The organism is Flavobacterium sp. M31R6 (genome assembly GCF_013284035.1).
In the GTDB taxonomy this organism is placed as follows: domain Bacteria; phylum Bacteroidota; class Bacteroidia; order Flavobacteriales; family Flavobacteriaceae; genus Flavobacterium.
On the sequence record NZ_CP054141.1, the window covers coordinates 809,706 to 834,121 of the forward strand.

The window sequence follows — 24,416 nt, forward strand, 5'->3', positions numbered from 1 at the left end:
ACAAATATATATATAATTATTTAATAAGTGTATAAAAAACACTTAATTTATTTTATGCTAAAATTATTTCAATTTCAACTTCAAAACTGTTACAGAATAGGCAGGTACGCTCAATGATGCTTTTTCACTTTTCAAGATATATTCGCTTTCTTTCGGGCTGATTTTTTTAGGGGAAGCAAATGAATTTTCATCATTAGTATTTGGACTCGTAAGTGTAATAACGGTTCCTTTTGATTGGAATTTGCTTCCTTTTAAATCAACAGTAATGTCCTGCGCTTTCGCGGAAGTATTGACAACTTTTACAATTACTTCTTTGGTATTGGCATCTTTCACAGCCGATGCAAATAAGTCGTTTTGACCTGTAACTGCTTTACCGTCTTTGGTGATTGATAATAAATCAGTTCCTTTATTGTTAGCGAATAATTTTTGCACATAATAATTTGGTGTACCAAAGGACTCTAAATTATTAAACCAAATCATATCTGGTGTCCATTGCCAACCTTCTTCGTGAGCAAATAAAGGAGCATACGAAGTAAGATGAACTACTTCTGCATTGCGTTCCATTCCGGTCATAAAAGCGGCTTCAGAAAAAGCACATTCCCAACTGTTTTTGTTGTCAGGACTTGCAATGGCTACCGTTTGAGCAGCATATTCTCCAGCGAAAATTTTTGGCCCTTTGCGGTCGTAATTGTCGTAACGAGTTGCATTTTCTCTAAACCATTTTGGTTCTTTATAATAATGCTCATCAATGATTTCGGCATTCAATTTTTTAAGTTCCGATTGTGCATACTCAAAATAATCTCCTTCTGGAAATGGTCCGCTTCCTGAAACAATAGTAATTTCTGGATGTTTTGATTTGATTGCTTTTTCAAACACTTTGTAACGCTCGATATAATCGGTTCCCCATTGTTCGTTCCCGACTCCAATAAATTTCAAATTAAACGGTTTTGGGTGTCCCATATCCGAACGAACTTTCCCCCACGGAGTATCTACACTTCCGTTGGCAAATTCAATTAAGTCAATCGCATCTTGTACATAAGGATCCAATTGATCCATAGGAACCAACTCGCCAGTATTGAATTGACAAGCCATTCCACAACTTAAAATTGGTAATGGAGTTGCTCCGATATCTTCGGATAATTGAAAATATTCAAAAAAGCCTAAACCAAAAGACTGAAAATAATCAGGTGTTGGTTTGTGTGCAAATTCTGTATTCCAGCGGTTAACTAAGCTTTCTCTATTATCAACTTCTCCAACTGTTTTTTTCCATTGGTAACGTTGTGCCAGAGTTCTTCCCTCAACAATACAGCCGCCTGGGAAACGTAAAAAACCAGGTTTCATATCATATAACAATTGTACTAAATCTTTTCGAAGGCCATTTTTTCTATTGTTCCAAGTATCTTCTGGGAATAATGAAATCATATCCAAATCGATAGTTCCTGTCCCTTCAAAAGTAAAACGCAATTTTGCTTTTGCTTCTGTGGCTGTTGGAGTAAGCTGAGCGGTATACTCATTCCAACCTGAAGCAGTAGGAACAATGCTTGTTTCGCCTAAAACTTTATTGTCTTTTCCAATGAATTGAATAATAATCTTCGATATATTTCCAGCTTCTTTAGATGCTTTTAGAGTCAAATTGTATTTTGCTCCACTTTTAATTCCCATTCCTCTGAAACCTTCATTGATGATTTCATAGCCTTTAGCATCTTTTACCGTAACTCGGCAATAATTATGATTGTTCCCTTTTTTTGAAAATTGAACAGGAACAGCAATTCCTGATTCGGTATTAAAATTATGTTTGTCACTTTTTGGTTGTATCCAACCCATTAAAGGATCGTCAAATTCAAATGAGCGGTTTTTTACCATTTCGGCATACAAACCTCCATCGGCAGCAAAGTTGATATCTTCAAAAAAGATTCCATACATTGTTGGCTGAATTTTGGTTATTGTTTTGCTGGTATTTACTTCAAGAGTTGTTTGCTGCGCATTAGCATAAATGCCATTTAGTAAAAGACCGCAAAGGGTTATTTTGGTGATTAAATTTGCTTTCATATGTTTTTGTTTAAAGTTTCATGTTTAAAGTTTTAAGCTTTTGGATTGGCTTTTAAACTTTAATAATTATTCTGTTTTAGTCTCTATTATTCGACAGTCCGCAAAGTGTACCAAGTATTTTTTTTGCCACTGATTTCACTGATTTTCACTGATTTTATTCGCATTAATAAAGAAATCTGTGTGAATCTTTTTAATCTGTGGCTATTTTTATCGGTTTGGTATTGGTCACGGATAATCATATTATATCATCTCTTTTTACTTTTTCAAATCAATCCAAACTTTCATTTTTCCAACTCCTCTGTTTGACCAAGAATAATAAGGAATTGCTTTAAGTTTGTCAGTTTGAATGGTATTTACACCATTCAAAAGGTTTTCTTCTTTGGTTACTTTAAATTTATCATTAGCATCGATAGTGATTTTGTCAAAGTTGGTTGCATTGTCCATTTCTTCAATAGCATACACAATCGGGCCATATTCCAAAGCTACTTTACCAATATTGCCTTCCACTTTGGTATTGGTTACGACTTCTTTTACTTCCATTGGTAAGTCCAGTTTTATGGTGTCTCCTTTTTTCCATTTTCGGGTAATGCTGATGTATCCTTTATCTTCTTTATATCCTAAAGGTTTTCCGTTTATCGTCAGCGTAACTTTTGCGGAAGCGAGATTTTTATAACTATACAAATCGCCTGGTAAAACTTGGTTTCTGGCCCAACCCGGAATTCTTAATTTAATAGTGAATTCACTTTCTTTTTTGGGTGAAACGGTTAGCGCTACTTTACCGTCCCAAGGATAATTGGTTTGTTGTGAAATTTGTAATTCTGTTTTGTCTAAAGTAATTTTTGCAGTATTCGAAGCATATAAATTCACATAAAGCACGTTTTTGCTTGTAGAAAATATCAATCCCGGAATCGAAGGAATAAAACGAATTAAATTTGTTGGGCAACAAGAACAATCAAACCACGATTGACGGGTACAAGAACCTCTATTGTTTTTGTAAACTCCATCAGATTCCAGTGCATTTGGATAGAAAAATTGTTTTCCGTCCAATGAAATTCCAGAGATTAATCCGTTGTATAAAGAGCGTTCAATTACATCAAAATAATCGGAATTTCCAGTCAAATTATGAAGTCTGTGGTTCCAATACACATCGCCAATGGCTGCACAAGTTTCATTGTAAGCTGTTAGGTTCGGCAATTCATAGTTTGCTCCAAAAGCTTCTCCGTCATGTATTGCACCAATTCCACCTGTGATGTACATTTTTTTGTTGACCATATTTGTCCACAAATTATTCACCGCATTCAGGTAGTCTTTGTCATTGTATATGGCAGCAATATCAGTCAATCCGGAGTACATATAAACGGCTCTCACGGCATGTCCAACCGCTTCTTTTTGCTGGATAACTGGAATGTCATCCTGTGCATAAGCACCGTATAGTTTATGGTTTTTTGGATTTCCTCTATTGTCCAGAAAATATTTGGCTAAATGGAGATAGTCTTTATTGTTGGTAATTCTATAAAGATTTACCAAACCAGTTTCTACAATTTGATGACCTGGAACGCCATGGACTTGGTCTTTCCCGTCGCCAAATGTTGTCACCAACAAATTTGCATTTTTGATGGCAATGTCCAAGAAGTTTCTTTTCCCGGTCGCTTCATAATGCACTACCGCGGCTTCTATCATATGTCCTGAGTTGTATAATTCATGACTGATTTGTAAAGATTCCCAACGTTTTCCCTCTATAACCGGCACCCATGGTGCTGGTGGTTTGGCAGGATTGATCGTTCTCCAAGTAGTTAAATAACCGTCTTTTTCCTGTCCCACTTTAATAATACCAATAAGGGAATCCAGTAATTTTTCTAGTTTTGGATTGGGTTCACTTATAAGGGTGTTTGAGGCACCCTCGATTATTTTGTAAACGTCGGTATCGTCAAAAGGCATTTGTCCTTTTACTTCTCCTTTCATCTTTCCGCCTGCGATTAAGAAATTGTCCATACGTCCTTCTTCCTCGCATTTCTTAATTGCGTATTCGATGGTTTTTTCTTGAACTCTTTTTATAATTGGTAACCAAAAGTTATCAGTTAGTTTTACGTTTTGAATGTTAACTGGCGTTATGGTATATCCAGAGTTTTTGGACACAATGTTCTGTGCATTCATAGCGCTTGAGAGCGATAATGAAACTAACAGAAGCAGTGTGTGGTTTTTTAAATTAAAAATTTTCATATATGTAAAATTTAATTGTCATTGGTCATATATGGTATCGCCTTTTTATTTGTTGGTGTTTGCTTTCGCAAACTGTTTGTTAATGGCGATTTCATAAACGGTTTTTATTAGCAAGCTGCAAGATAAATAAAATAAGTGTATAAAATACATTTTTAAATGTTTTTATAGTTTCTAAGAATCTAAGGCAGTAAGTTGCTAAGATTATGCAGATAACTTTAACAGGGGTAATATTTTTTTAACTTAGTATCTCAGCAACTTAGGGACTTAGAAACTTTTTCTAAAGCCTTGGCCATAAATCAGCGTCCCATTTCACTTCCTTTATTTGCAGTAATGGTCTTCCATTTTGTTTGGCATTATAAGCGTGGTAAATGATATAATCTTTTCCGTCAAAAGTATAGGTACTGTTGTGTCCAGCTCCGAACCAGTTTTTGTCTCCTTGAATTAGTAAAGTTCCACCTCCTTCGGTTAATAATTTTCCGTCTTTGTCAACGTAAGGTCCCGTTATGGTTTTCGATCTTCCAACGACTACTTTATAATTGCTTTTTTCACCTCTGCAACATAAATCCCAAGAAAGGAATAAGTAGTAATATTCATTTTTCTTAAAAACAAAAGGAGCCTCAAGAGCTGCATCACCTGGATCTGCATCGGCCAGTCCAAATGTTCTTTTGCGTTTAGCAATCGTATGCCATTCTTGCGGTTGTGCTATTGACTTTAAATCGGGGTTCAATTTGACCATTTTTAATCCTTCCCAAAAAGAACCGAAAGCGAGCCATGGAGTATTGTTTTCATCGAATGTCAAATTAGGATCGATGGCATTCCAAAGGTCCCGGTTGGGAATAGATTGAATGACAATTCCCTGATCAACCCATTTGTAAGCTGGATCTTTTGGGTCTAAAGTAGTATTGGTCGTTACTCCAATCGCCGAAGTGTTTTTTGCGAAAGCGGAAACTGAATAATACAAATAATAGGTGTTGTTGTGAAAAGAAATGTCCGGTGCCCAAATGTGATTGTCAAAACCAGGAACCACGGCGTCCACCCAAAGGGGTTTTTCTTTAAATATTTGGGGTTCCGGGTTCCAGTTTTTTAAGTCTTTGGAACTGAATACGCTGATTCCTTTTCCAGTGCAATACAAATAGTAGGTGTCTTTTTGTTTAATCATTACTGGGTCATGAACTGTAATGTCCTGTGCGAAGGATGAGGTGCCAATGAATAGGATCAAGAAGAAGAGTAGTAGAGAGGTGTGTTTATGTAATTTCATATGTGTTGCTTTTTTAAACATTTAAGTCATTTTGTAAATTCAAGTTTTATGTCATTAGCTAATCTTTCTTTTCTCTACCAATGACGTTTTTTTTGCATCCCAACTACTCGCAAACTTGTCATGCTGACGAAGGAAGCATCTCTGTAAGTAGCACCGCAAAGTAAGGGACTCAGATTGTCGAGTTTGCTTCGCCAGTCGCTATCGCTCGTGTCTTGCGGAGATCCCTCCTCAGTCGGGAAGACAATATTGGGTGGAGGTATTGTGTAACTAGGACTAGTTGAATTTCATTGATATTGTATTCTTACAACCGCAATCTGAATACTTCTTACTCAGTTATCCCCTCCGTTGTCATAATTATCCTTTTCATAGACCCGTCTTTATTGTAAAACAAACGATCTACACAAACAGACCTCCTAAAGCTACCGCCATTCGGCTCGATGCTTCCATTGTGGTAAATGAAATAGGATTTTCCTTTGAAATCGATAATCGCTTGGTGATTGGTATTGGAGTTTCCAGCAATTTCATTCAAAATGCCTTTGTATTCCCATGGACCGTTGATAGATTTACTCATGGCGTAGGCAATTTTCTCAGGAAACTGATAGGCATATGATAAGTAATACCAGTTGTTGTGTTTGTGAATCCAAGGCGCTTCGGTATAATTTGGCAAAGAAATGGTTTGGATTGGGCCATCAAGTTCGGTCATGTTTGCTTTTAATTTGGCATAATGGCAAACGGTATTTCCCCAAAAAATATAGGCCTGTCCATCATCATCAATCATCACAGTTGGGTCGATATCGTCCCAGCTAATATTGGTTTGGGTCGTCATGTCATTGGTGATAAGCGCTTTTCCTAATGCGTCTTTGAAAGGCCCTGTCGGGCTGTCTGAAACAGCAACTCCAATCGCTTTCCCATTTATGGTTCCGTGTTCAATAGTGACATACCAGTAAAATTTGCCATTGCGCTCAATCACTTGTGCAGCCCACGCATCGGCTTTTGCCCACGCAAAGTCAGTTACTTTTAATGGAACGGGATGTTCTTGCCAATGCACCATGTCTGAGGTGGAATACACCAGCCATTCATTCATTTTATAAAAATTGAAATCATTTGGCGCTTCATCATGACCCGCATAGAGGTAGACTTTGTCTTTGTAAACCAAAGCTGCTGGATCTCCAGTGTATTTATCTTTGATAATTGGGTTATTGATTAGAGTCTTAGGGTCCGTCTTTTTTTCATTGGCGGAAGCCGAAACAGAATTTTGCGCAACAGTTTTGGACATTGAAATAATTGCCAAGAGGGATAAGGTTATGATTGTTTTTTTTGTTTTCATTTTTCTCTAAAAAGAAGTTAAAGAATATGGTTTAAAACAAATGCCTTTTTTAAATCATTAAAAAAGGCATTTGTTAAGTAATAGATTAATTTATTTTCTTGCCCCAAACAGGTATTCCTGCGGTGGTAAGTCCAGAGTAGGTTAGCGTTACTTTGCGGGTTGCGCTTTCCCAATCCCAGGCATCATTTACTTTACATTTTATACCATTTACGGTCAATGTTTTGGAAGTGCTGTCATACGCCCAAGTTCCTGAAACGCCACCGCTCACTTTTTTATCAGCAGTTAAGTAAATTGTAGCTGATTTTTGAATGGTGGCATATTGGTAATTCATAGTAATTTGTTCCCATGTTCCAACAAATGAAGCTTCAGAAATGGTAGTAGCAGGCACACCAGCGTAACGCTCTGGAGCAACTACCGGCCATCCATCCTCAGTCCATTGGATTTCGCGAACATGTCCCATCATTATGGCATTGGAAACATTGATTCCTGGAACATCTTTTGGTAAACGAGCTTGTGATGAGTAAAACCACTGTTTTGTTTCCGGATTTTGGAAAACAGCACAATGTGAAATTCCAACCCAGCCAGTATGATTATTGAAGCCGTAAGGATGTGTCAGCATTGGCCAACAATCGGCTCCGTTTGTTACATTGGCACCATCAATTCCTAGATAAGGTCCCATAATGTTTTTCGAACGACAAACTCTGGTGTTGTAGGGTACATCAAGTCCATCATAAGCCATAAAAAGATAATAATATTGTGTGTCTGGATTGTATATAATTTCCGGTCCTTCGGAGGCTTGCCAACGACTGGTTGCGCTACGTGTAGCGATGCGAGTTCCATAATCGCTCAAGGTTTTCAGTTGGTCTGGTTTTCCGGTTGTTGGATTCAGTTTTAAAGCTGCAATACCAGAATGCCAAGAACCGTAAATTAGGTATTGCTCTCCGGCTGGTGTTTCAATAAAACTCGGGTCAATTGCATTAAATTTAAAATAAGCATCTTCCCAATTTCTAGCACCAGTAAATGAATATGGTTTTAGACCATCGGGTTCTGAACAAACTACCATTCCTTTGTCTGTCCAAACTTTTGAAGCTAAATCATCTGTTTCGGCCAAACCAATAAAGGCTCTTTCTGACCAAGAGTTATCGAAAGTAGTTCCAATTATGGGGTTATCGACCACAATGCTATAATACATACGGTATTTGTTGCCCACTTTTCGAACACAAGGAGCCCAAAAGCCATAGTTAGGACTTGTAATTGCTGGCAAAATTGGATTCATTCTGGATCTCTTGTTGTTTACGGAGTCTAATACCCAAGCAGGTGCCGTGGCCATCGTAGATCCCATGAATTCCCAATTAATGAGGTCCTTGGAACGTCTGTAGAAAAAATGTCCATGTCCATCTGTTGCACCTCCGTAGGAAGCGTCTGTTTGATACATATAATAATAATCACCACATTTTGCTACCGACGGATCATGTACGTTGGCTAAATTCCATTTCGAATTATTACCCCAAGAGGAAATCGAGGAATAATTGTCGGCATAAGTAGGCCCATCGAACGTTGGAGTAGGAGTAGGTGTTGGTGTCGGCGTTGGAGTAGGAGTTGGCTCTGGTGTAGGATCATCCCCTTTGGAACAACTACCCAATGAGACTGCCACAGTTAGTACAAGGACTAAATAACATGCTACTCTTACAATGGAATTTGATTTTTTCATATGTAGATCTTTATTGTTTTTTATCTGTCATATGTAATTCGCATATTTTCATTAGTTATTGGAACCAATTTATCGACATGCTCATTTCATAACGGATTTTTATTTTCCTTCTAACATTATAACCGAAAAAGGAGGGACGTTAACTGTAAGTTTTCCTTTTTTATTTTCAAAACCTTTGAAAGGAACGGGTTGTATTTTTGTTGGATTATCAAATGAATTGAAATCTTGAAGTTTTGATGAAGTTATAGCTTGACCAGTGATGGTTTTGATTCCAAGTTCATTAAGGTCAATTTCAACTGTGTTTTCTTTTTTAGCATCTATATTTACCAATGAAATATGAACCAATCCTTTTTTGTCTTTCGAAGCCGAAGCTGACAAGGCAGGAAGTGTTTCGTCTTTATAAGTATATAGTGGTGATTTTATGGAAATAGGTAATTGTTGTGCGTCTTGGTGTACGCTGTACAATTGCATTACATAATAAGTCGGTGTCAAGATCATTCTGGCTTTGTCTGTAAGGATAACAGCTTGTAAAACATTAACACATTGTGCTAAGTTAGCCATACGAACTCTGTCTGCATGATTGTTGAAAATGTTAAGAGTTGATCCAGCCAAAACTGCATCTCTCATTGTGTTTTGTTGGTAAAGGAATCCAGGATTTGTTCCTTTTTCTACTTCATACCAAGCTCCCCATTCGTCTACAATCATTGCCACTTTTTTTTCTGGATCATACTTGTCCATAATGGCCGAATGTTTGGTAACCAATTCTTCCATTTTCAAAGCGGATTTCATCGTTTGGAAATATTCAAATTCTGTGTAATCTCTATCATCTCCTTTTTTTGTCCAATCGATCACTGCATAATGGTGTACTCCAACTCCTCCTAACATGTTTAGAGGAATGTCTTTCATTAAGGTTTCTGTCCAATTATAATCGGCACTATTAGAGCCAGAAGCAATACGAGTTAGACCTCCTGTGTTTTCCCAATCAGACATGAAAGTCGCGAATTTTCTATATTCTCCTACATAATAATCGGCTGTCATGTTTCCTCCACAACCCCAAGCTTCATTTCCAACTCCCCAGAATTTTACTTTCCAAGGCTCTTTTCTGCCATTTTTTATACGCAAATCGCTCATCGGGCTTTTACCTCCAAAGTTGGCATATTGTACCCAATCTGCCAGTTCTTGTACGGTTCCGCTACCTACATTGCCTGATAGATAAGGTTCTGCGCCTAAGGTTTCGCATAAATTTAGGAAGTCATGAGTTCCAAAACTATTGTCTTCGGTAGTTCCTCCCCACCATCTGTTTACGATTGTAGGTCTATTTTCTTTTGGACCAATACCGTCTTTCCAGTGATACGTATCTGCAAAACAACCACCAGGCCAACGAAGATTAGGAATTTTTAATTTTTTTAAGGCATCGATAATGTCGTTACGAACACCTGCTGTATTTGGTATTTTAGAAGTATCACCCACAAAAAATCCACCATAGATACACCTTCCTAAATGCTCTGCAAAATGGCCATAGATGTTTTTGTTAATAGTTGGAGCATTTGCAGTATTTTTTATGGTAACTACTGTGGTCTCTTTTTGTGCAAAACTGATTTGGCTACAAAAAGCAAGAATAGATAAGAAGAACAAGATTTTTTTCATAATGGCTTTATTTTATAATATCACGTGGCAAACTACTGAAAGTTCACCACATGATATTAAAAATTCTAACTAAACTAACTCAAATAAATATTAATAACTTGGATTTTGAACCATTCCAGGGTTGTTGTCCATGTCTAATTGTGGAATAGGGAAATATTCTCTTCCTGGTGCATACGAAGCATACTCTACATCTCTTGTTTTTAACCAAGCTAATTTTGCCGGATCCTGTAACCATCCCCAACGACGAATATCATCAAAACGGTGACCTTCAAGAGGGAATTCCAAGAATCTTTCGTGTCCTATTTGGTCTCTCATAGCAGCTTGACTAAGTCCTGGTTTTGCAGTGCTTAAGTTAGGTAAACCAACACGGTCTCTCACCATTTGAATATAAGTATACGCTCCCGGAGTATCGCCAGTTTCGTTCAAACATTCAGCATACATTAACAATACATCAGCATAACGTAACAAACGCTCGTTGATTCCTGAACGCCAGTCGAATTCGTTTGCATAGGCACCATCTGAGTTTTCATATTTTCTGCAAAATAAATCATTTAAATCTCCCGGATTAGCAGCATAAAATGTAGCAAAATCTTGTCCGTAAAGTTTTGTTCCAGGCTTGTTATAAAACATAGTAGCATCCAAACGAGGGTCTACAGCACCTGAAGTTGTTAATTCATCATGGTATTCATTAAATAAAGTCCAAGTTGGTTGTACGTCTGTCCATCCGAAAGCTCTCGGTCCGTATGTAATTGCTCTTGCTGAAGTTTTACCCCAGTTTGACGCGGGTATTCCACCCCATCCCAATGCAACGCCACCTGCTTCTCTACTAAATTGAACCTCGAATAAGGATTCTGAATTATTTTCGTTTGCATCTGTGAAGTTGTCGCGATAATTGGATACTAAAGAGTAAACACCTGAATCAATTACCTGTTTGAAAGTTGCTTTTGCATTTGTAAAATCTTTGGTAAATAAATAGGCTTTTCCTAAATATCCTAATGCGGCTCCTTTGGTTGCACGTCCTTTTTGTCCTGCATCTATACCTGGAATATTTGCATAAGTAGTAGGTAGTAAATCAGCAGCAGCTTTGAAATCAGCAATAACTTGAGCCCATCCTTCTTCTTGTGTTTTTTGGGGATAATAAACTGCTATTTCTGTTGGAACTGGTACGTTTTTAAACATGTTTACCATATGGAATAAATACAATCCTCTTAAGAAATAAGCCTGACCAAGTATTCTGTTTTTAAGTTCTGCATCAGTAAAATTGATTTTTGGTACATTAGTCAAAACTTGATTGGCTCTGAAGATTCCTTGATAACAAGTTTCATAGCACCAACCGTAAATGGCAGCATCAGTTACATTTGAGTTGAAACGACCTACATTGTACATCGCTCCCCAAGGGCTGTTGCTTCGAGTATCATCCCCTTTTAAGTCTAATAATAATGGAGTACTTCTCATGTATGTTCCATCAGTCAATAAGCTTGAATAAGTGGCATTGATCCCTTCAAGTGCATCTTGATCTGTTTTCCAGAATTTATCTACTGAATCATTATTTGGATCCAATTGGGTTAAAGCGTCATCACTAACGCAACTTGTGGTTATTAATGCAAGGGTAAAGAAACCAGCTGCATAATTAAATATTTTATGTTTCATTTTGATTCGTTTTTAATTGGTTAGCTAATTTAAAATTTCACGTCAAGTCCCAACGAAATAGTTCTAGGATTTGGGAAAGAACCTGCATCATATCCTCTTGAGAATAATCCGTCATTGCTATTAAAATCTGGATCGTATCCTTTGTAACTTGTTATTGTCCAAAGGTTTTGGCCATTTATATATACTTTAGCTTTTTCGATAAAAAAGGATGTAGGTACAGGGATTTGATATCCAATTTCCATTGTTTGTAATCTTACATAATCTCCTTTTTCCACGAAACGATTAGAGTCTCTGCTGTTACCATTTGGATCTCCAATAATTGGACGAGGAACATCAGTATTTGTATTCGTTGGAGTCCAATAATTAAGTTCATCTGTACTGTGATTGCCATATTGTCCAACCATTAAATCACGGTACATAGCGTTAAATACTTTATTACCGCCAGCACCTTGCCATACCATTGTGAAATCAAAGTTTTTGTACGAAGCGCCAAAATTAGCACCAAAACTGTATGTAGGAATTGCTGATCCTTGGAAAGTTCTGTCTTGGTCAGTAATTTTACCGTCACCGTTTATGTCTTTGAAACGGATGTCTCCAATACCTGCATTTGTTTGTGTCGGAGCAGCAGCGATTTCGGCAGCATTTTGGAAAATCCCATCGGTTTGGTATGCATAAATTTCTCCTGCAGCTCTGCCTACCTCTGTTTTGGAAGCGGCACCATAGATTGGATTTCCATTAACTCCAATTTTGGTTACTTCGTTTTTTAAGGTTCCTACGTTGGCACTAATGTTATATTTAAACTCATGATGTGAGTTGTTATATGCTAGTGAAAATTCATAACCACTGTTGTTCATGGCAGCACCATTTGTTAAAATTTGGGCTGGAAATGCACCAGTAGAGAAAGGTAGAGGAACATTAACTAAAAGGTCATCCGATTTTTTATTAAAATATTCTGCTGTAAATTGTAAATCATTGTTAAAGAAACCAAGTTCAAGTGCAATGTCGCTAGTTTCAGATGTTTCCCAACGTAAATTTGGGTCCAATGCGCTTACTACTGTTGTACCATTGGCCAAAGTGTTATTAAAGTCATAACCGGCAAAACGATTTACTGTTGTAGCAAATGAATAAGGAGCGATTGGATTGTTTCCTAAACGTCCCCAGCTTCCTCTTAACTTAATATTACTTACATATTCTGGCAAGTCAAGGAATTTTTCGTTGCTAATTTTCCAAGCTCCAGAAAATGAGTAGGAATTCACTTTGTTGTAGTTTTCCCCGAAAAGAGATGATTTATCTTGTCTGAAGTTTGCTTGAAATAAATAACGATCATCAAAAGAATAATTCATTCTACTGATATAAGATATACCTGTAATAGTGTTTTCAAATTCTCCACCGCTGATATCGTCAGCATATTGAAGTTTACTAATTTCTCCTGGAGTATAGCCTACACCTTTTGACCAATGATTGTAAAAGTCCTTTCTTTCTTGAATCCATCCACCCAAAACATCAAATTTATGTTTGCCTAACGTTTTTTCATAGGTCAATATGTTATTTAGGAATGTGTTTGTTTGGTTAGCATTTGCTATATCTAGAGAAGCTTCATCATTAGTTGTAATGTAATACCATCCTAAATCACTTGGTGGTATAAATAATCTATTTTGAGTATCTGTTCTGTCGTAGCTGGCATCAATTTTATATTTTAATCCTTTAACGATTTCAAGTTGTCCCCAGATGTCTCCAATAAAACGGTTTCTTCTGTCTTTATTTTCGAGTAAATTGTTGAAACCAATAACGTTCATTGATATAGCTCTTTGCGTTAAATTGTCCGTTCCGCCATATCCGCCTAATCTGTTTTCATCGTATACAGGCATTGTAGGTATTGCAGTCAATAGACTGGAAATAGCTGATTCGCCAACATAACTGTTGAATTTTTCTTTGCCTGACTGTGTATAAGCTATTTTAGAACCATAACTGAATTTTCCTTTTTTTCCTGATAAATTCAGATTCATAGTGTATCTTTCATAATCTTGGGGAGATTTCACATAACTACTATTTTTAAAGTAATCTAAATTCATGTTATAGGCTAAACCGTCAGATCCTCCACTAAGTGTCAATGCTTGATTTTGTATAATACCAGTGTCAAAAGCTTCATTTTGCCAATTGGTATTTACATTATTAATATAAAGAGCATTAGTTGGATCATTTCCAGGAGCAATTGTTAATCCAGCATTTTTCTCAGCTGCACTAGTGATGGTTTGGTATCCTACTCTGTCTGTTACGGACCATTTTTTTGGTACGGTTTGGAACCCTGTGATGGTTTTAAATCCAACACTCATTTTTCCTTGTTTTCCCTTTTTGGTTGTAATGATAACTACTCCATTGGCTCCACGTACTCCATAAATGGCAGCCGAAGCTCCATCTTTTAATACTTGCATTGATTCAACATCACCAGGAGCAAAATCATAAGGATTGTCTACAATCATTCCATCGATAATAAAAAGGGGGTTAGTATTGGCAAAAGAAGATATCCCTCTAATTTTAATATTAACAAAGCCACCAGGTTCACCAGATGATTGTACACTTACACCTGCTACTTGTCCTTGTAACATTTTTGCTGGATCATAAGTAACAATCGTTTTTGCTTCTTTTAAGCTAACTACGCTCACAGCTCCAGATAAATCAGCCTTCTTTTGTGTTCCATATCCAATAACAACTATCTCATTCAACTTGTTAGTATCGTCTTTTAAGGCATAATTGATTTGTGAACGGTTGTCAATAGTTAGTTCTTTAGTTTCATACCCTATGTACGAAAAAATTAGTACATCGGTTGGTTTTGCATTGATAGAATAATCACCGTCAAAACCTGTAGAAGTAGCTATAGAAGTTCCTTTTACTAAAATGTTTACTCCAGAAAGAGGCATTTTGTCTTTCTCGGAGGTAATCTTTCCTGAAACGACATTGGCTTGTTGTGCCGATACATTATAAGTGGCGAAAAGCATAACTAATAGTGCTAATAGCCATTCTTTTTTAGGCAATAAAAAATTGCAATAAAAAAATAATCTGTGGTTTGTTGTCATATTGATTGCATTTTGGTTAATTATAAGTGTAGTTTTTACATTTGTAAATTTAAATAAAAAAAAAGCATAAAAACAAATTAATCTGATAAAAAAAGTCGTTAAAAAAAACGGATATCCTAAAATATACTGATAAACGAGCGTATTTGTGTATTTTGTATCATTGAAAAACGTTTTCGTAAAATATAAATAACTGAATATCAATAATTTATAAATATTTTCTATTTCTAAATTAATTTTTAATTTTTTTATGAATCTTTTGCTTTTTGTCAAAAAAAGAATGATTTAGAGTACAAAATAATCATTTGTAAATTCATTATTTTTGCTTTAGCTACTCATTTTCAATTAATTTTTGGTATCTAATATGTCAAAAAAACGTTTGTAAATGTAATTTTAACACTTAATTTAGATGCTTGTATTAAAAAATAAGTCAAAATATGGACTATAAATCTTTGTTTTTAGATTCTAACAAGGATTAAGCGGAACTGTTGTGATTGCTGATAAAAATGCATGATTTAGTGAATCAGTGACTTAAAGTAGTTTTTTGAGTTTTATTTTTATTAGTGTAAAAACCACATTAAATAAATTTGGTAGTTTTAAGGAAGTTCTTATATTTACCACAAAATATATAGAAAATGCTAAATAGTTATAGTACAGCGGACAAAGTTCTTCTAGCGGTAGATTGTATCATTTTCGGCTTTGATGAAGATGGGTTAAAAATTCTTTTGATTAAAAGGGATTTTGAGCCAGAAAAAGGGAAATGGTCTTTAATGGGAGGGTTTCTTAAAAAAGAGGAAGTATTGGATACGGCAGCCATAAGAGTCTTGAATACTTACACCGGCTTGCAGGATATCTATATGGAACAACTTTATACTTATAGCGAAATTGATCGTGACCCGGTGGAAAGAACCATATCGGTGGCTTATTATGCGCTGATTAATATCGAGAATCATAATGCCGAATTGATTCAGAACTACCATGCAAAATGGTTTAGCGTTTCTGAAGTGCCAAAGTTGATTTTTGACCACGACAATATGTTGGAGCATGCTATCAGAAGATTGCGTTATAGAACCTCAATGCGTCCTGTTGGATTTGAACTTTTGCCAGAAAAATTCAAAATGAGTCAGTTACTTAAACTGTATGAATCCATTTTGGACAAACAAATCGACAAAAGAAATTTTATCAGCAAAATCAATTCGTTGGATATTTTGATAAAACTAGATGAGAAAGACATGACTTCGTCCAGAAAAGGTTCTTATCTCTATACTTTTGACAAAGAAAAATATGATGCAAAAGTTTTGAATAATTTTGCACTGAATTTTTAAAAAGTAAAGCAGCTTTGATTTTAAAGCAAATAAAAAAAGGAAACTTCTATTGCAGGAGCTTCCTTTTTTTGTTATCAATCGCTTCTCCTGCAAGGTTTCCAAAACCTTGTAGGTATGTTTTTATTAATTGAAATACCTACAAGGTTAAAAAAAACCTTGCAGGATACAAAAGATACGATTCCTAACTATTCCCTTTTTGGTAATCCGCCAAAAATGTTGCCAATCCACTATCTGTAAGTGGGTGTTTTAGCAAACCTTCAATAGCGCTTAGTGGACCTGTAATAACATCGGCGCCAATTTTGGCACAATTTATAATATGCATGACGTGACGAACAGAAGCTGCCAAGATTTGAGTTTCATAACCGTAATTATCGTACACCAATTTGATGTCTTCAATTAAAGATAATCCATCAGTTGAGATATCGTCCAGCCTTCCGATAAATGGGGACACGTAAGTCGCACCTGCTTTAGCGGCAAGTAATGCCTGACCAGCTGAAAACACTAATGTACAGTTGGTTCTGATTCCTTTGTTTGAAAAATATTTAATGGCTTTGATTCCGTCTTTAATCATTGGAATTTTTACCACGATTTGAGGATGTAATGCTGCCAATTTTTCTCCTTCGGCAATCATTCCAGCAAGATCGGTCGAAATAACTTCGGCACTTACATCTCCATCAACCAATTCACATATTTTCACATAATGCGCAATGATATTGTCGGCTCCGGTGATTCCTTCTTTCGCCATTAGCGAAGGGTTTGTGGTTACTCCGTCCAAGATTCCTAAATCATTGGCTTCCTTGATGTCTTTTAAATTTGCTGTATCGATAAAAAATTTCATGTGGATGTTTTTTTTTTTTGAGAATCTAAGTTTCTAAGTCACTAAGATTCTGAGTTTATATTTTTTTTAAAAGTTGATAAGTTTCTGAGCTGCTAAGATTCTAAGTTTTTTATCTTAGAAGCTTAGCGACTTAGTTACTGAGTACCTTAGTGCTTTCCTCAATATATTTTAGTATTTCCGCACAAACGTGTTGGCTCGTAAATCCAAATTTTTCATCCAAAACGCTCGCTGGTGCCGAATAACCAAAATGGTCCAATCCGATTATTTTTCCACTATCGCCAATGAGTCCTTCAAGGTTTACAGGAAGTCCAGCCGTAAGTCCGAAAACAAGTTTTTCCTTTGGGATAATGCTTTCTTGATACGATTTGGATTGCGATTTGAATAAGCCTTCGGAAATAATGGAAGCGATGTTTATTTTTAATTGATGCTCCTTTTCTAAAATCACTGCAGCATCGATAAGCGTTGAAACTTCCGATCCATTTGCAATCAAAGTGATGTCTGGATTTTGTACTTTTTTGACCAGATAGCCACCTTTCTTAGCTTCTGTTGCTTCTTCATACCTTGTAGTATAGCTGGCTGGAATATCTTTTATATTTTGTCTCGAAAGGATTAGAGCCGTTGGTGTTTTAGTGTTTTTCAAAGCCATATCCCAAGCCACTGAAGTTTCGATGGCATCGGCTGGGCGCAGTGCCAAAAGACTTTGGTGTCCAGAATGGTTTTTAACTTTTTCCAACAAACGCATTTGTGCTTCCTGCTCGATAGGCTGGTGGGTTGGTCCGTCTTCTCCAACGCGGAAAGAGTCGTGCGTCAAGACATATTTTATCGGAAGTTCTTGAATGGCTGCTAATCGAATCGCTGGTTTCATGTAATCGGAAAAAACGAAAAAGGTTGCCACAACTGGAATTACACCACCATGCAAAGCAATACCGTTGGCGATAGAAGTCATCGTCAGTTCGGCAACTCCAGCTTGTAAAAAGGCACCGTTGAAATTGTTTTTTTGCAATACAGATGATTTTTTCAAAAAGCCATCAGTTTTATCACTATTGGATAAATCGGCTGAAGAAACGATTATGTTTTCTACGTTTTCTGCCAAATAGGCCAGCACTGCAGACGAAGCATCTCTAGTGGCGGCATTTGGTTTTTGTACCACGCTGCTTAAATCCAATTCCGGCAGTTCACCTGATAAAAATAATTGCATTTTTTTAGCTAAAGCAGGATTTTCGTTTTCCCATTTAGCTATTTGCTGTTTTCTCAGAGAAGCTTTTTCTGTTTTTTTGGATAAAATATCAGAATAATGTGTTGCTACTTCTTCAAAAATAGCAAAAGGATCTTCTGGATTGGCTTTGAGGTTCAACAGTGTTTTAACGTAATCTGCTTTGGTGTCGCCAATTGGTTTACCGTGCAATTCGCATTCCCCTTCATACATAGAACCATCAGCAGTAACGCAACCTTTACCCATAATCGTTTTTCCTATGATTAAGGTTGGTCTTTCGGTTTCTAGGTTGGCAGTGTCCAACGCTTTGCGGATTTCCGAATGGTCGTGTCCGTTTATGGTAATCACATTCCATCCCCAAGCTTGGTATTTCATGGCCGTATCTTCAGAGGTCACTTCATCGGTCATTGAAGAAAGTTGCACGTCATTAGAATCATAAAACATAATAAAATTATTCAATCCCAAATGCCCTGCGATTCTTCCTGCTCCTTGAGAGATTTCTTCTTGAACACCTCCATCGGTGATAAAACCATATATTTTGTGATCGAAAAGACCTTTGAATCTAGCTCCAAGAAACTTGGCCGCGATTGCTGCTCCAACACCCATTGCGTGACCTTGTCCCAAAGGTCCGGAAGTGTTTTCAATTCCTCTCAACACGTCAACTTCAGGATGTCCTGGTGTTACCGAGCCCCATTGTCTAAATTGTTTTAGATCTTCTTTTTTGTAGTTACCTAATAAATAGTATTGTGCATACATCAAAGCCGATAAGTGTCCAGCATCCATAAAAAAGCGGTCTCTAAAAGGCCAATCCATTTGGGTTGGGTCAAAATCTAAATATTCGGTGTATAAAATATGCATAAAATCAGCGCCTCCCATGGCACCTCCTGGGTGTCCTGAATTTGCCTTTTCTACCATAGAAATAGCCAGTGCTCTTATATTGTCAGCGGCTAATTGGTCCATTTTGTGGTTCATAATTTATTGTATTTGTTTGTAATAGCAGTATTGTGGTCTCTATTTTTGTTGTAAAAAATTCTAAAAAAAGATGTTTTTTTGAACATAGTATAGAAACAAATTTTAGCATGTAAAACAACTTAAGTTTTAATTTCTTCGCTGTTTTAATCCAATAATAAAGTTTATTATTTTGTTCTGATATCAATTGATCGGCTTTGAATAACAGACTATTTTTGAGAGGATAAGGAAGAATAAAATAATAAGTGTAAAAAATACATTTGCAAATATAGCTAAATTTGTTTTACAAAAACAAAAAAAGAAAATATCATTTTGAAACTCTTCGCTATATCAATTTGTATATTGATTAATAGGTGCTAATTTGTGAATTGCTATGGCTTGCAATTATATTTTATGATAAAAAAATTGTTGTATTCTGTGATGAAAAATGAGTAAGATTACGAATTTACCCTTCTTTTTTTCCAATTTGCCCCTCGTCAGACGCCTTCATTGTTCGTTACTTCGCACTTGTAGATTCAATAATACAGTGGTTTGTTGTCGTTGATTCTAGTTATGTTTGCTTCACTGGGTTTTAATTCATAAACCCGATTATTTTAGTTAGTTAAAGAATAAAAGTAAACTTGTTTGGATTATTTATGCCCGTAGTATGCACTTCGGGTATAAATAAAAACAAATTGAAAAGTGAAATTATTTAAAAAATTAGTTTAAGTTTTGGTTCGAAATAAGCCGTCTTATTTTTTAATTCTAAAGGATTTTGGGTTACAATGAATTCCGAATTATCAAAGCGCTTTTGTTTTCTATTTGTTCTTTTTTGCCGGTAAGTACCATTTGAGCCAGTAGTTTTCCCATTGTGGTAAAATCAGTAGAAATAGTGGTAATCCCATTAGAAACGACTTTTTTTAGTGAGGTTTCATTATAAGAAATGATTCCAAAATCAGTTCCTAATTTCAAGTTTTGTTGGCGGGCTTTTTCTATTACACTAACCAAATCACGATCATTTGGAATGATGTAAACACCTCCTATTGTTATTTCGTTGTCTGTGAATTCACTGATGATTTCATAGTCGATAGCATATTCAGTGCAATAGTTTTCAAATCCTATTTTCATGCCCAATGGTTCCCTGAAACCGGGAAATATCATAATGAATTTTTTGTACTTGTTCAATCGTGTTTTCCCTTTGTATAATCCCTCGAAGATGTCTTTTTTGTGATTTTGATATATAGCGGGGAATGATTTTAGTTCATCATTAGTTTGATCGAGGATGATTACGTCATTTACTGGTAGGGTTTTTATGATCGCGGCTACATTGATTAAGTTGGTTGGCATAATGATATATTTGGTGTAATTTCCATTACTGTCATTTATCAGTTTTTGAAAAACCTGAACATTAAAATGATGGAAGAAAATATCGACCTGTACATTTTTGCCTATATTTTTTAAAAACGAATTATAAATATCTTCCTTGAAAATATTAAGCTCGTCAAATAGCAAAAATATCTTCTGTTTTATAGAGATTTCAACACTTTTTACGTAATATCCTTTGCCTGGGATGGCATAAATAATTCCTCTTTTTTTGAGATCATCATAAGCTTGCAGTGCGGTATCTCTGGATAAATTATAGGGAAGACAAATTTTGTTGATGGAAGGTAATTTGTCGTCTTTTTTTAAATCCTGGCTTTCAATTGCTTTTTCGATTGCATTGATGATTTGTTTGTATTTGGGTAAGCCAATGTTGTTTTGGATAGGGATTGCTTTCATTTTGTTTTCATTTTTTTTGCAAGATACAAAAACTGGTAGGTACTGGTATGTATTATTTGAATTTTATTTTACATTTGAATTTCAAATTTCATAATAATATGATGGAAATAAAACGCAATTCACAAATTAAAACCGCTCCTGTAATGAATTTGTTTGGTTTAATGCCGGATGGTACAGCCATATACTCTTACGAATTATCCAATAAAAATGGAATGAAATTAAAAGTAATTACATATGGAGCAACGATAACCGAATTAAAGATGCCGTTGAAAAATGACCAAGTGGTCGATGTTGTTTTGGGTTTTGATACTTTAGAAGCCTATTTGCAGTCATTTAATCTACCAAGTCCACCTTATATGGGAGCTACAGTCGGAAGATATGCCGGTAGAATTTGCAACAGTACTTTTAGTTTGAATGAGCAAAAAATTCTTTTGAATAAAAACAACAATGAGAACTCTTTACATGGCGGTAAAATTGGATTTAGCCAAAAGGTTTGGACAGTCAAAGATTTGCATGTAGGCAAAAAATCATCAATAACGTTGACCTATTCCAGTCCCGCAGGCGAAGAGAATTATCCAGGGGAATTAGTTGTTGAACTTACTTATACGTTATCCAAAGAAAATGAGTTGATTATTCAATACAGCGCCAGGTCTACCGAAGATACCGTTGTGAATTTGACCCACCATAGTTATTTTAATCTGGACGGCCATTTGTCTTCTGTAAAAGATCAGGAATTAATAGTAAATGCGCACCGAATGTTGGAAACAAATAATGAATATATACCCAATGGGAGGTTTTTAGAATTATATGATACCTATTTTGACTTTTATATTCCTAAAAAATGTCCTTCTAAAATAGACAATACTTTTGTAATAGATCAAACTGAAGGATTCGCGGCCTCCCTTTTTAATAAAAAAAATAATTTAAAAATGACCGTATATACGGATCAACCTGGAGTTCATATCTATGTGGGTGGGAATTGTTTTAATACGATAAAAGGCAAAGAAAACGCCGACTACCATTCATTAAGCGGGATATGTTTTGAAACCCAAAACTATCCGGATGCCCCAAATAATTCGAATTTTCCAAGTGCCGTTCTTAAAAAGGGAGACGAGTACACTCATAATACAATATATAAGTTTCAATCATTTTAAAATACCTCACCCTCATTATGAAGAAAGTCCTAACATTTTTGTCGCTTTTTGTCTTATTAACTGTGCAGTTTGCTTGTTCCAGTAGCGATACTCCTGATACACCGGTTACTCCACCTGTTGTAACTGATGACTTTATCAGAGCCGCCGATATTTCATTTCTTCCTCAGATTGAAAGTGCCGGAACTATTTTATACAACAACAGTAAAGCTGAAGACATGCTTACTACCTTGAAAAATTCAGGTTGTAATACGATCCGTATTCGTTTATGGAAGAATCCAGCCGATGGACATTCTGGATTGACCGAAGTAAAAGCGCTTGCCGCTCGAGTGAAACAAGCGGGTATGAAAGTATGGCTTACGGTTCATTACTCAGATACCTGGGCTGATCCTGGAAATCAAACGACTCCGGCGGAATGGGCAAGTTTGTCTTTTATCGATTTGAAAACAGCAGTGGCTAATTACACTTCTACAATCATTACAGAGATTAATCCTGATATTATTCAGATTGGGAATGAAATCAACAGTGGTTTGCTTTGGCCTCAAGGACATTTGATTAACCAAGAAGCGCAATGTATTGATTTATTAAAAACGGCTAGTGCTACCATTAGAAGCAAAGCGCCAAAAATAAAAATCATGATTCATTATGCAGGTGTTAATACATCGGATACGGATTGGTTTTTTACCAAAGTAAAAAGTGTAGATTATGATTATATAGGTCTTTCTTATTATCCAGTTTGGCACGGAAAAGATTTGACAGTTGTAAAAAGTACTATCGACGCTCTTGGAAGTAAGTTCAGTAAAAAAGTAATTATTGCCGAAACAGCTTATCCGTTTACGTTGGGTTACAATGATTGGACGGATAATATTGTAGGCTTGGATTCTCAATTGGTTTCGGGTTATCCTGCAACTCCCGAAGGACAAAAAAGTTATATGTTGGCAATAAAAAATCTTTTGAAAACCTCTCAAAGCGGTATTGGATTTTCGTATTGGGGAGGGGAATGGATTTCGTTCAAAGGAAATCAAGCAAAGAATGGCTCTACTTTTGAAAATCAAGCGCTTTATGATTTTAGCAATAAAGCATTGCCTGTCTTCGGGGTCTTTAACTTAAATTAAAAGAAGATGAAAAAGGTATTTTGTTCATTAATAATTCTTTCAGCATTGGTTTTTACATATTGTACTACCAATAGAACAATGCAGCAGCCCAAAGAAAATTCTTTTGCCAAAGGCGCTGATGTGGGTTGGTTGCCACAAATGGAAGCTACGGGTTATAAATTCTATGATGCCGATGGGACTCAAAAAGACTGTTTGCAATTGTTGAAAGATCGAGGAATCAATACCATAAGATTGCGTGTTTGGGTTAACCCTTCGAGTGACAAAGCGAGTGGACATTGCAGTAAGGAAGAAACGGTAACGATGGCAATTCGTGCACAAAAAATGGGAATGCACATTATGATTGATTTCCATTATAGTGATTCTTGGGCTGATCCCGGTAAACAAAATAAACCTTTGGAATGGAAAAATCATACTTTCTCAGAATTGCTGAACGATGTTTATTTCCATACCGAAGATGTTTTGAAAGCTTTGAAAAAGGCAGGTGTTACCCCGGAATGGGTGCAAGTGGGTAACGAAATTCCAGGAGGTATGTTATGGCCGGAAGGAAGTACAGACAACTTCGGTCAATTGGCACAATTACTGAATAAAGGATACGAAGCAACTAAAGCCATAGATCCTAAGATCAAAGTAATTGTTCACTTAGACGAAGGAAATAACAGTAAAAAGTTCAGATGGTTTTTTGATAATGCAAAAGCAAATAATGTAAAATATGATGTAATCGGAATGTCTTATTACCCATTTTGGATCAAAACGGATTATAAAGAAAATATTGCCGATTTGGCGAATAATCTAAATGACATGGCGGCTAGATATGACAAAGAAGTGATGGTTGTTGAAGTCGGCGGCATCGATACGCAAGAACAAAACACACATGACATGTTAGTTGCTGTTATAAAAGCGGTAAGAGCAGTGCCAAATAATAAAGGATTAGGCGTAATTTATTGGGAACCTCAAGGGGCAAAATCTTGGAGTCACTATGAATTGAGTGCTTGGAGATCAGATGGTAAACCCTCAATGGCTTTGGATGCGTTTAAAGAATAGTTATAAAGTTTTGGTTTTAACCATATAAGTAATATAAGTTCATTTAAGAAAGGGATGTAAAAAGCAAAAACTT

Annotated in this window: 15 protein-coding genes; 4 read left to right on the forward strand and 11 right to left on the reverse strand. The window is 36.1% G+C overall.

Annotated elements, in window-relative coordinates:
* Positions 1 to 63 precede the first annotated feature (63 nt).
* The 8 genes from HQN62_RS03250 to HQN62_RS03285 all read right to left on the reverse strand — a co-directional run bounded on the left by HQN62_RS03250 (position 64) and on the right by HQN62_RS03285 (position 14,936).
* Positions 64 to 2,049, reverse strand: coding sequence for an alpha-L-arabinofuranosidase C-terminal domain-containing protein (locus HQN62_RS03250; protein ID WP_173503305.1), 1,986 nt, complete (start codon positions 2,047 to 2,049; stop codon positions 64 to 66).
* A 255-nt stretch (positions 2,050 to 2,304) separates the two neighbouring features.
* Positions 2,305 to 4,269 carry a glycoside hydrolase family 127 protein gene (locus tag HQN62_RS03255; protein WP_173503306.1) on the reverse strand — a complete coding sequence of 655 codons (1,965 nt, stop codon included), beginning with the start codon at positions 4,267 to 4,269 and terminating at the stop codon, positions 2,305 to 2,307.
* Between the two features lie 277 nt (positions 4,270 to 4,546).
* The gene (locus tag HQN62_RS03260) at positions 4,547 to 5,527 is read right to left on the reverse strand and encodes an arabinan endo-1,5-alpha-L-arabinosidase (protein WP_173503307.1); all 981 of its coding nucleotides are present in this window, start codon (positions 5,525 to 5,527) and stop codon (positions 4,547 to 4,549) included.
* 325 nt (positions 5,528 to 5,852) lie between these two features.
* Entirely contained in the window at positions 5,853 to 6,854 is a 1,002-nt protein-coding gene (locus tag HQN62_RS03265) for a glycoside hydrolase family 43 protein (protein WP_173503308.1), read from the reverse strand.
* A gap of 85 nt (positions 6,855 to 6,939) precedes the next feature.
* Positions 6,940 to 8,565: an arabinan endo-1,5-alpha-L-arabinosidase gene (locus HQN62_RS03270; protein ID WP_173503309.1), complete on the reverse strand. Its 1,626-nt coding sequence runs from the start codon at positions 8,563 to 8,565 to the stop codon at positions 6,940 to 6,942.
* Positions 8,566 to 8,664: 99 nt separating this feature from the next.
* Positions 8,665 to 10,212 (reverse strand): alpha-N-arabinofuranosidase, encoded by a 1,548-nt coding sequence (locus tag HQN62_RS03275; protein WP_173503310.1) that lies wholly within the window; start codon positions 10,210 to 10,212, stop codon positions 8,665 to 8,667.
* Between the two features lie 90 nt (positions 10,213 to 10,302).
* Positions 10,303 to 11,862 (reverse strand): RagB/SusD family nutrient uptake outer membrane protein, encoded by a 1,560-nt coding sequence (locus tag HQN62_RS03280; RefSeq protein WP_173503311.1) that lies wholly within the window; start codon positions 11,860 to 11,862, stop codon positions 10,303 to 10,305.
* A 29-nt stretch (positions 11,863 to 11,891) separates the two neighbouring features.
* Positions 11,892 to 14,936, reverse strand: a complete 3,045-nt coding sequence (locus HQN62_RS03285; protein ID WP_173503312.1) for a SusC/RagA family TonB-linked outer membrane protein — start codon at positions 14,934 to 14,936, stop codon at positions 11,892 to 11,894.
* Positions 14,937 to 15,568: 632 nt separating this feature from the next.
* On the opposite strand from HQN62_RS03285, the gene HQN62_RS03290 reads away from it, so the two are divergent.
* A complete protein-coding gene (locus HQN62_RS03290; protein WP_116796420.1) occupies positions 15,569 to 16,258 on the forward strand; it encodes an NUDIX hydrolase in 690 nt (229 codons plus the stop codon).
* Between the two features lie 181 nt (positions 16,259 to 16,439).
* Here the strand turns inward: HQN62_RS03290 and fsa are convergent, their stop codons facing one another.
* The 3 genes from fsa to HQN62_RS03305 all read right to left on the reverse strand — a co-directional run bounded on the left by fsa (position 16,440) and on the right by HQN62_RS03305 (position 21,036).
* The gene (gene fsa / locus HQN62_RS03295; RefSeq protein WP_173503313.1) at positions 16,440 to 17,096 is read right to left on the reverse strand and encodes a fructose-6-phosphate aldolase; all 657 of its coding nucleotides are present in this window, start codon (positions 17,094 to 17,096) and stop codon (positions 16,440 to 16,442) included.
* Between the two features lie 130 nt (positions 17,097 to 17,226).
* Positions 17,227 to 19,281 (reverse strand): transketolase family protein, encoded by a 2,055-nt coding sequence (locus tag HQN62_RS03300; protein ID WP_173503314.1) that lies wholly within the window; start codon positions 19,279 to 19,281, stop codon positions 17,227 to 17,229.
* A 756-nt stretch (positions 19,282 to 20,037) separates the two neighbouring features.
* Positions 20,038 to 21,036, reverse strand: a complete 999-nt coding sequence (locus HQN62_RS03305; protein ID WP_173503315.1) for a GntR family transcriptional regulator — start codon at positions 21,034 to 21,036, stop codon at positions 20,038 to 20,040.
* A gap of 98 nt (positions 21,037 to 21,134) precedes the next feature.
* Between HQN62_RS03305 and HQN62_RS03310 the strand changes: the two genes are divergently transcribed.
* From HQN62_RS03310 to HQN62_RS03320, 3 genes are read left to right on the forward strand one after another with little or no spacing between them, the layout of a single operon-like run.
* Positions 21,135 to 22,190, forward strand: coding sequence for an aldose epimerase family protein (locus tag HQN62_RS03310; protein WP_371811634.1), 1,056 nt, complete (start codon positions 21,135 to 21,137; stop codon positions 22,188 to 22,190).
* A 17-nt stretch (positions 22,191 to 22,207) separates the two neighbouring features.
* Positions 22,208 to 23,302, forward strand: coding sequence for a glycoside hydrolase family 53 protein (locus HQN62_RS03315; protein WP_173503316.1), 1,095 nt, complete (start codon positions 22,208 to 22,210; stop codon positions 23,300 to 23,302).
* A gap of 6 nt (positions 23,303 to 23,308) precedes the next feature.
* Positions 23,309 to 24,343, forward strand: coding sequence for a glycoside hydrolase family 53 protein (locus HQN62_RS03320; RefSeq protein WP_173503317.1), 1,035 nt, complete (start codon positions 23,309 to 23,311; stop codon positions 24,341 to 24,343).
* Positions 24,344 to 24,416: the final 73 nt, after the last annotated feature.

Bases quoted from the DNA above. Each gene is read 5' to 3' on its own strand.
- HQN62_RS03250 (WP_173503305.1), bottom strand. From the start codon at position 2,049: ATGAAAGCAAATTTAATCACCAAAATAACCCTTTGCGGTCTTTTACTA.
- HQN62_RS03255 (WP_173503306.1), bottom strand. From the start codon at position 4,269: ATGAAAATTTTTAATTTAAAAAACCACACACTGCTTCTGTTAGTTTCA.
- HQN62_RS03260 (WP_173503307.1), bottom strand. From the start codon at position 5,527: ATGAAATTACATAAACACACCTCTCTACTACTCTTCTTCTTGATCCTA.
- HQN62_RS03265 (WP_173503308.1), bottom strand. From the start codon at position 6,854: ATGAAAACAAAAAAAACAATCATAACCTTATCCCTCTTGGCAATTATT.
- HQN62_RS03270 (WP_173503309.1), bottom strand. From the start codon at position 8,565: ATGAAAAAATCAAATTCCATTGTAAGAGTAGCATGTTATTTAGTCCTT.
- HQN62_RS03275 (WP_173503310.1), bottom strand. From the start codon at position 10,212: ATGAAAAAAATCTTGTTCTTCTTATCTATTCTTGCTTTTTGTAGCCAA.
- HQN62_RS03280 (WP_173503311.1), bottom strand. From the start codon at position 11,862: ATGAAACATAAAATATTTAATTATGCAGCTGGTTTCTTTACCCTTGCA.
- HQN62_RS03285 (WP_173503312.1), bottom strand. From the start codon at position 14,936: ATGACAACAAACCACAGATTATTTTTTTATTGCAATTTTTTATTGCCT.
- HQN62_RS03290 (WP_116796420.1), top strand. From the start codon at position 15,569: ATGCTAAATAGTTATAGTACAGCGGACAAAGTTCTTCTAGCGGTAGAT.
- fsa (WP_173503313.1), bottom strand. From the start codon at position 17,096: ATGAAATTTTTTATCGATACAGCAAATTTAAAAGACATCAAGGAAGCC.
- HQN62_RS03300 (WP_173503314.1), bottom strand. From the start codon at position 19,281: ATGAACCACAAAATGGACCAATTAGCCGCTGACAATATAAGAGCACTG.
- HQN62_RS03305 (WP_173503315.1), bottom strand. From the start codon at position 21,036: ATGAAAGCAATCCCTATCCAAAACAACATTGGCTTACCCAAATACAAA.
- HQN62_RS03310 (WP_371811634.1), top strand. From the start codon at position 21,135: ATGATGGAAATAAAACGCAATTCACAAATTAAAACCGCTCCTGTAATG.
- HQN62_RS03315 (WP_173503316.1), top strand. From the start codon at position 22,208: ATGAAGAAAGTCCTAACATTTTTGTCGCTTTTTGTCTTATTAACTGTG.
- HQN62_RS03320 (WP_173503317.1), top strand. From the start codon at position 23,309: ATGAAAAAGGTATTTTGTTCATTAATAATTCTTTCAGCATTGGTTTTT.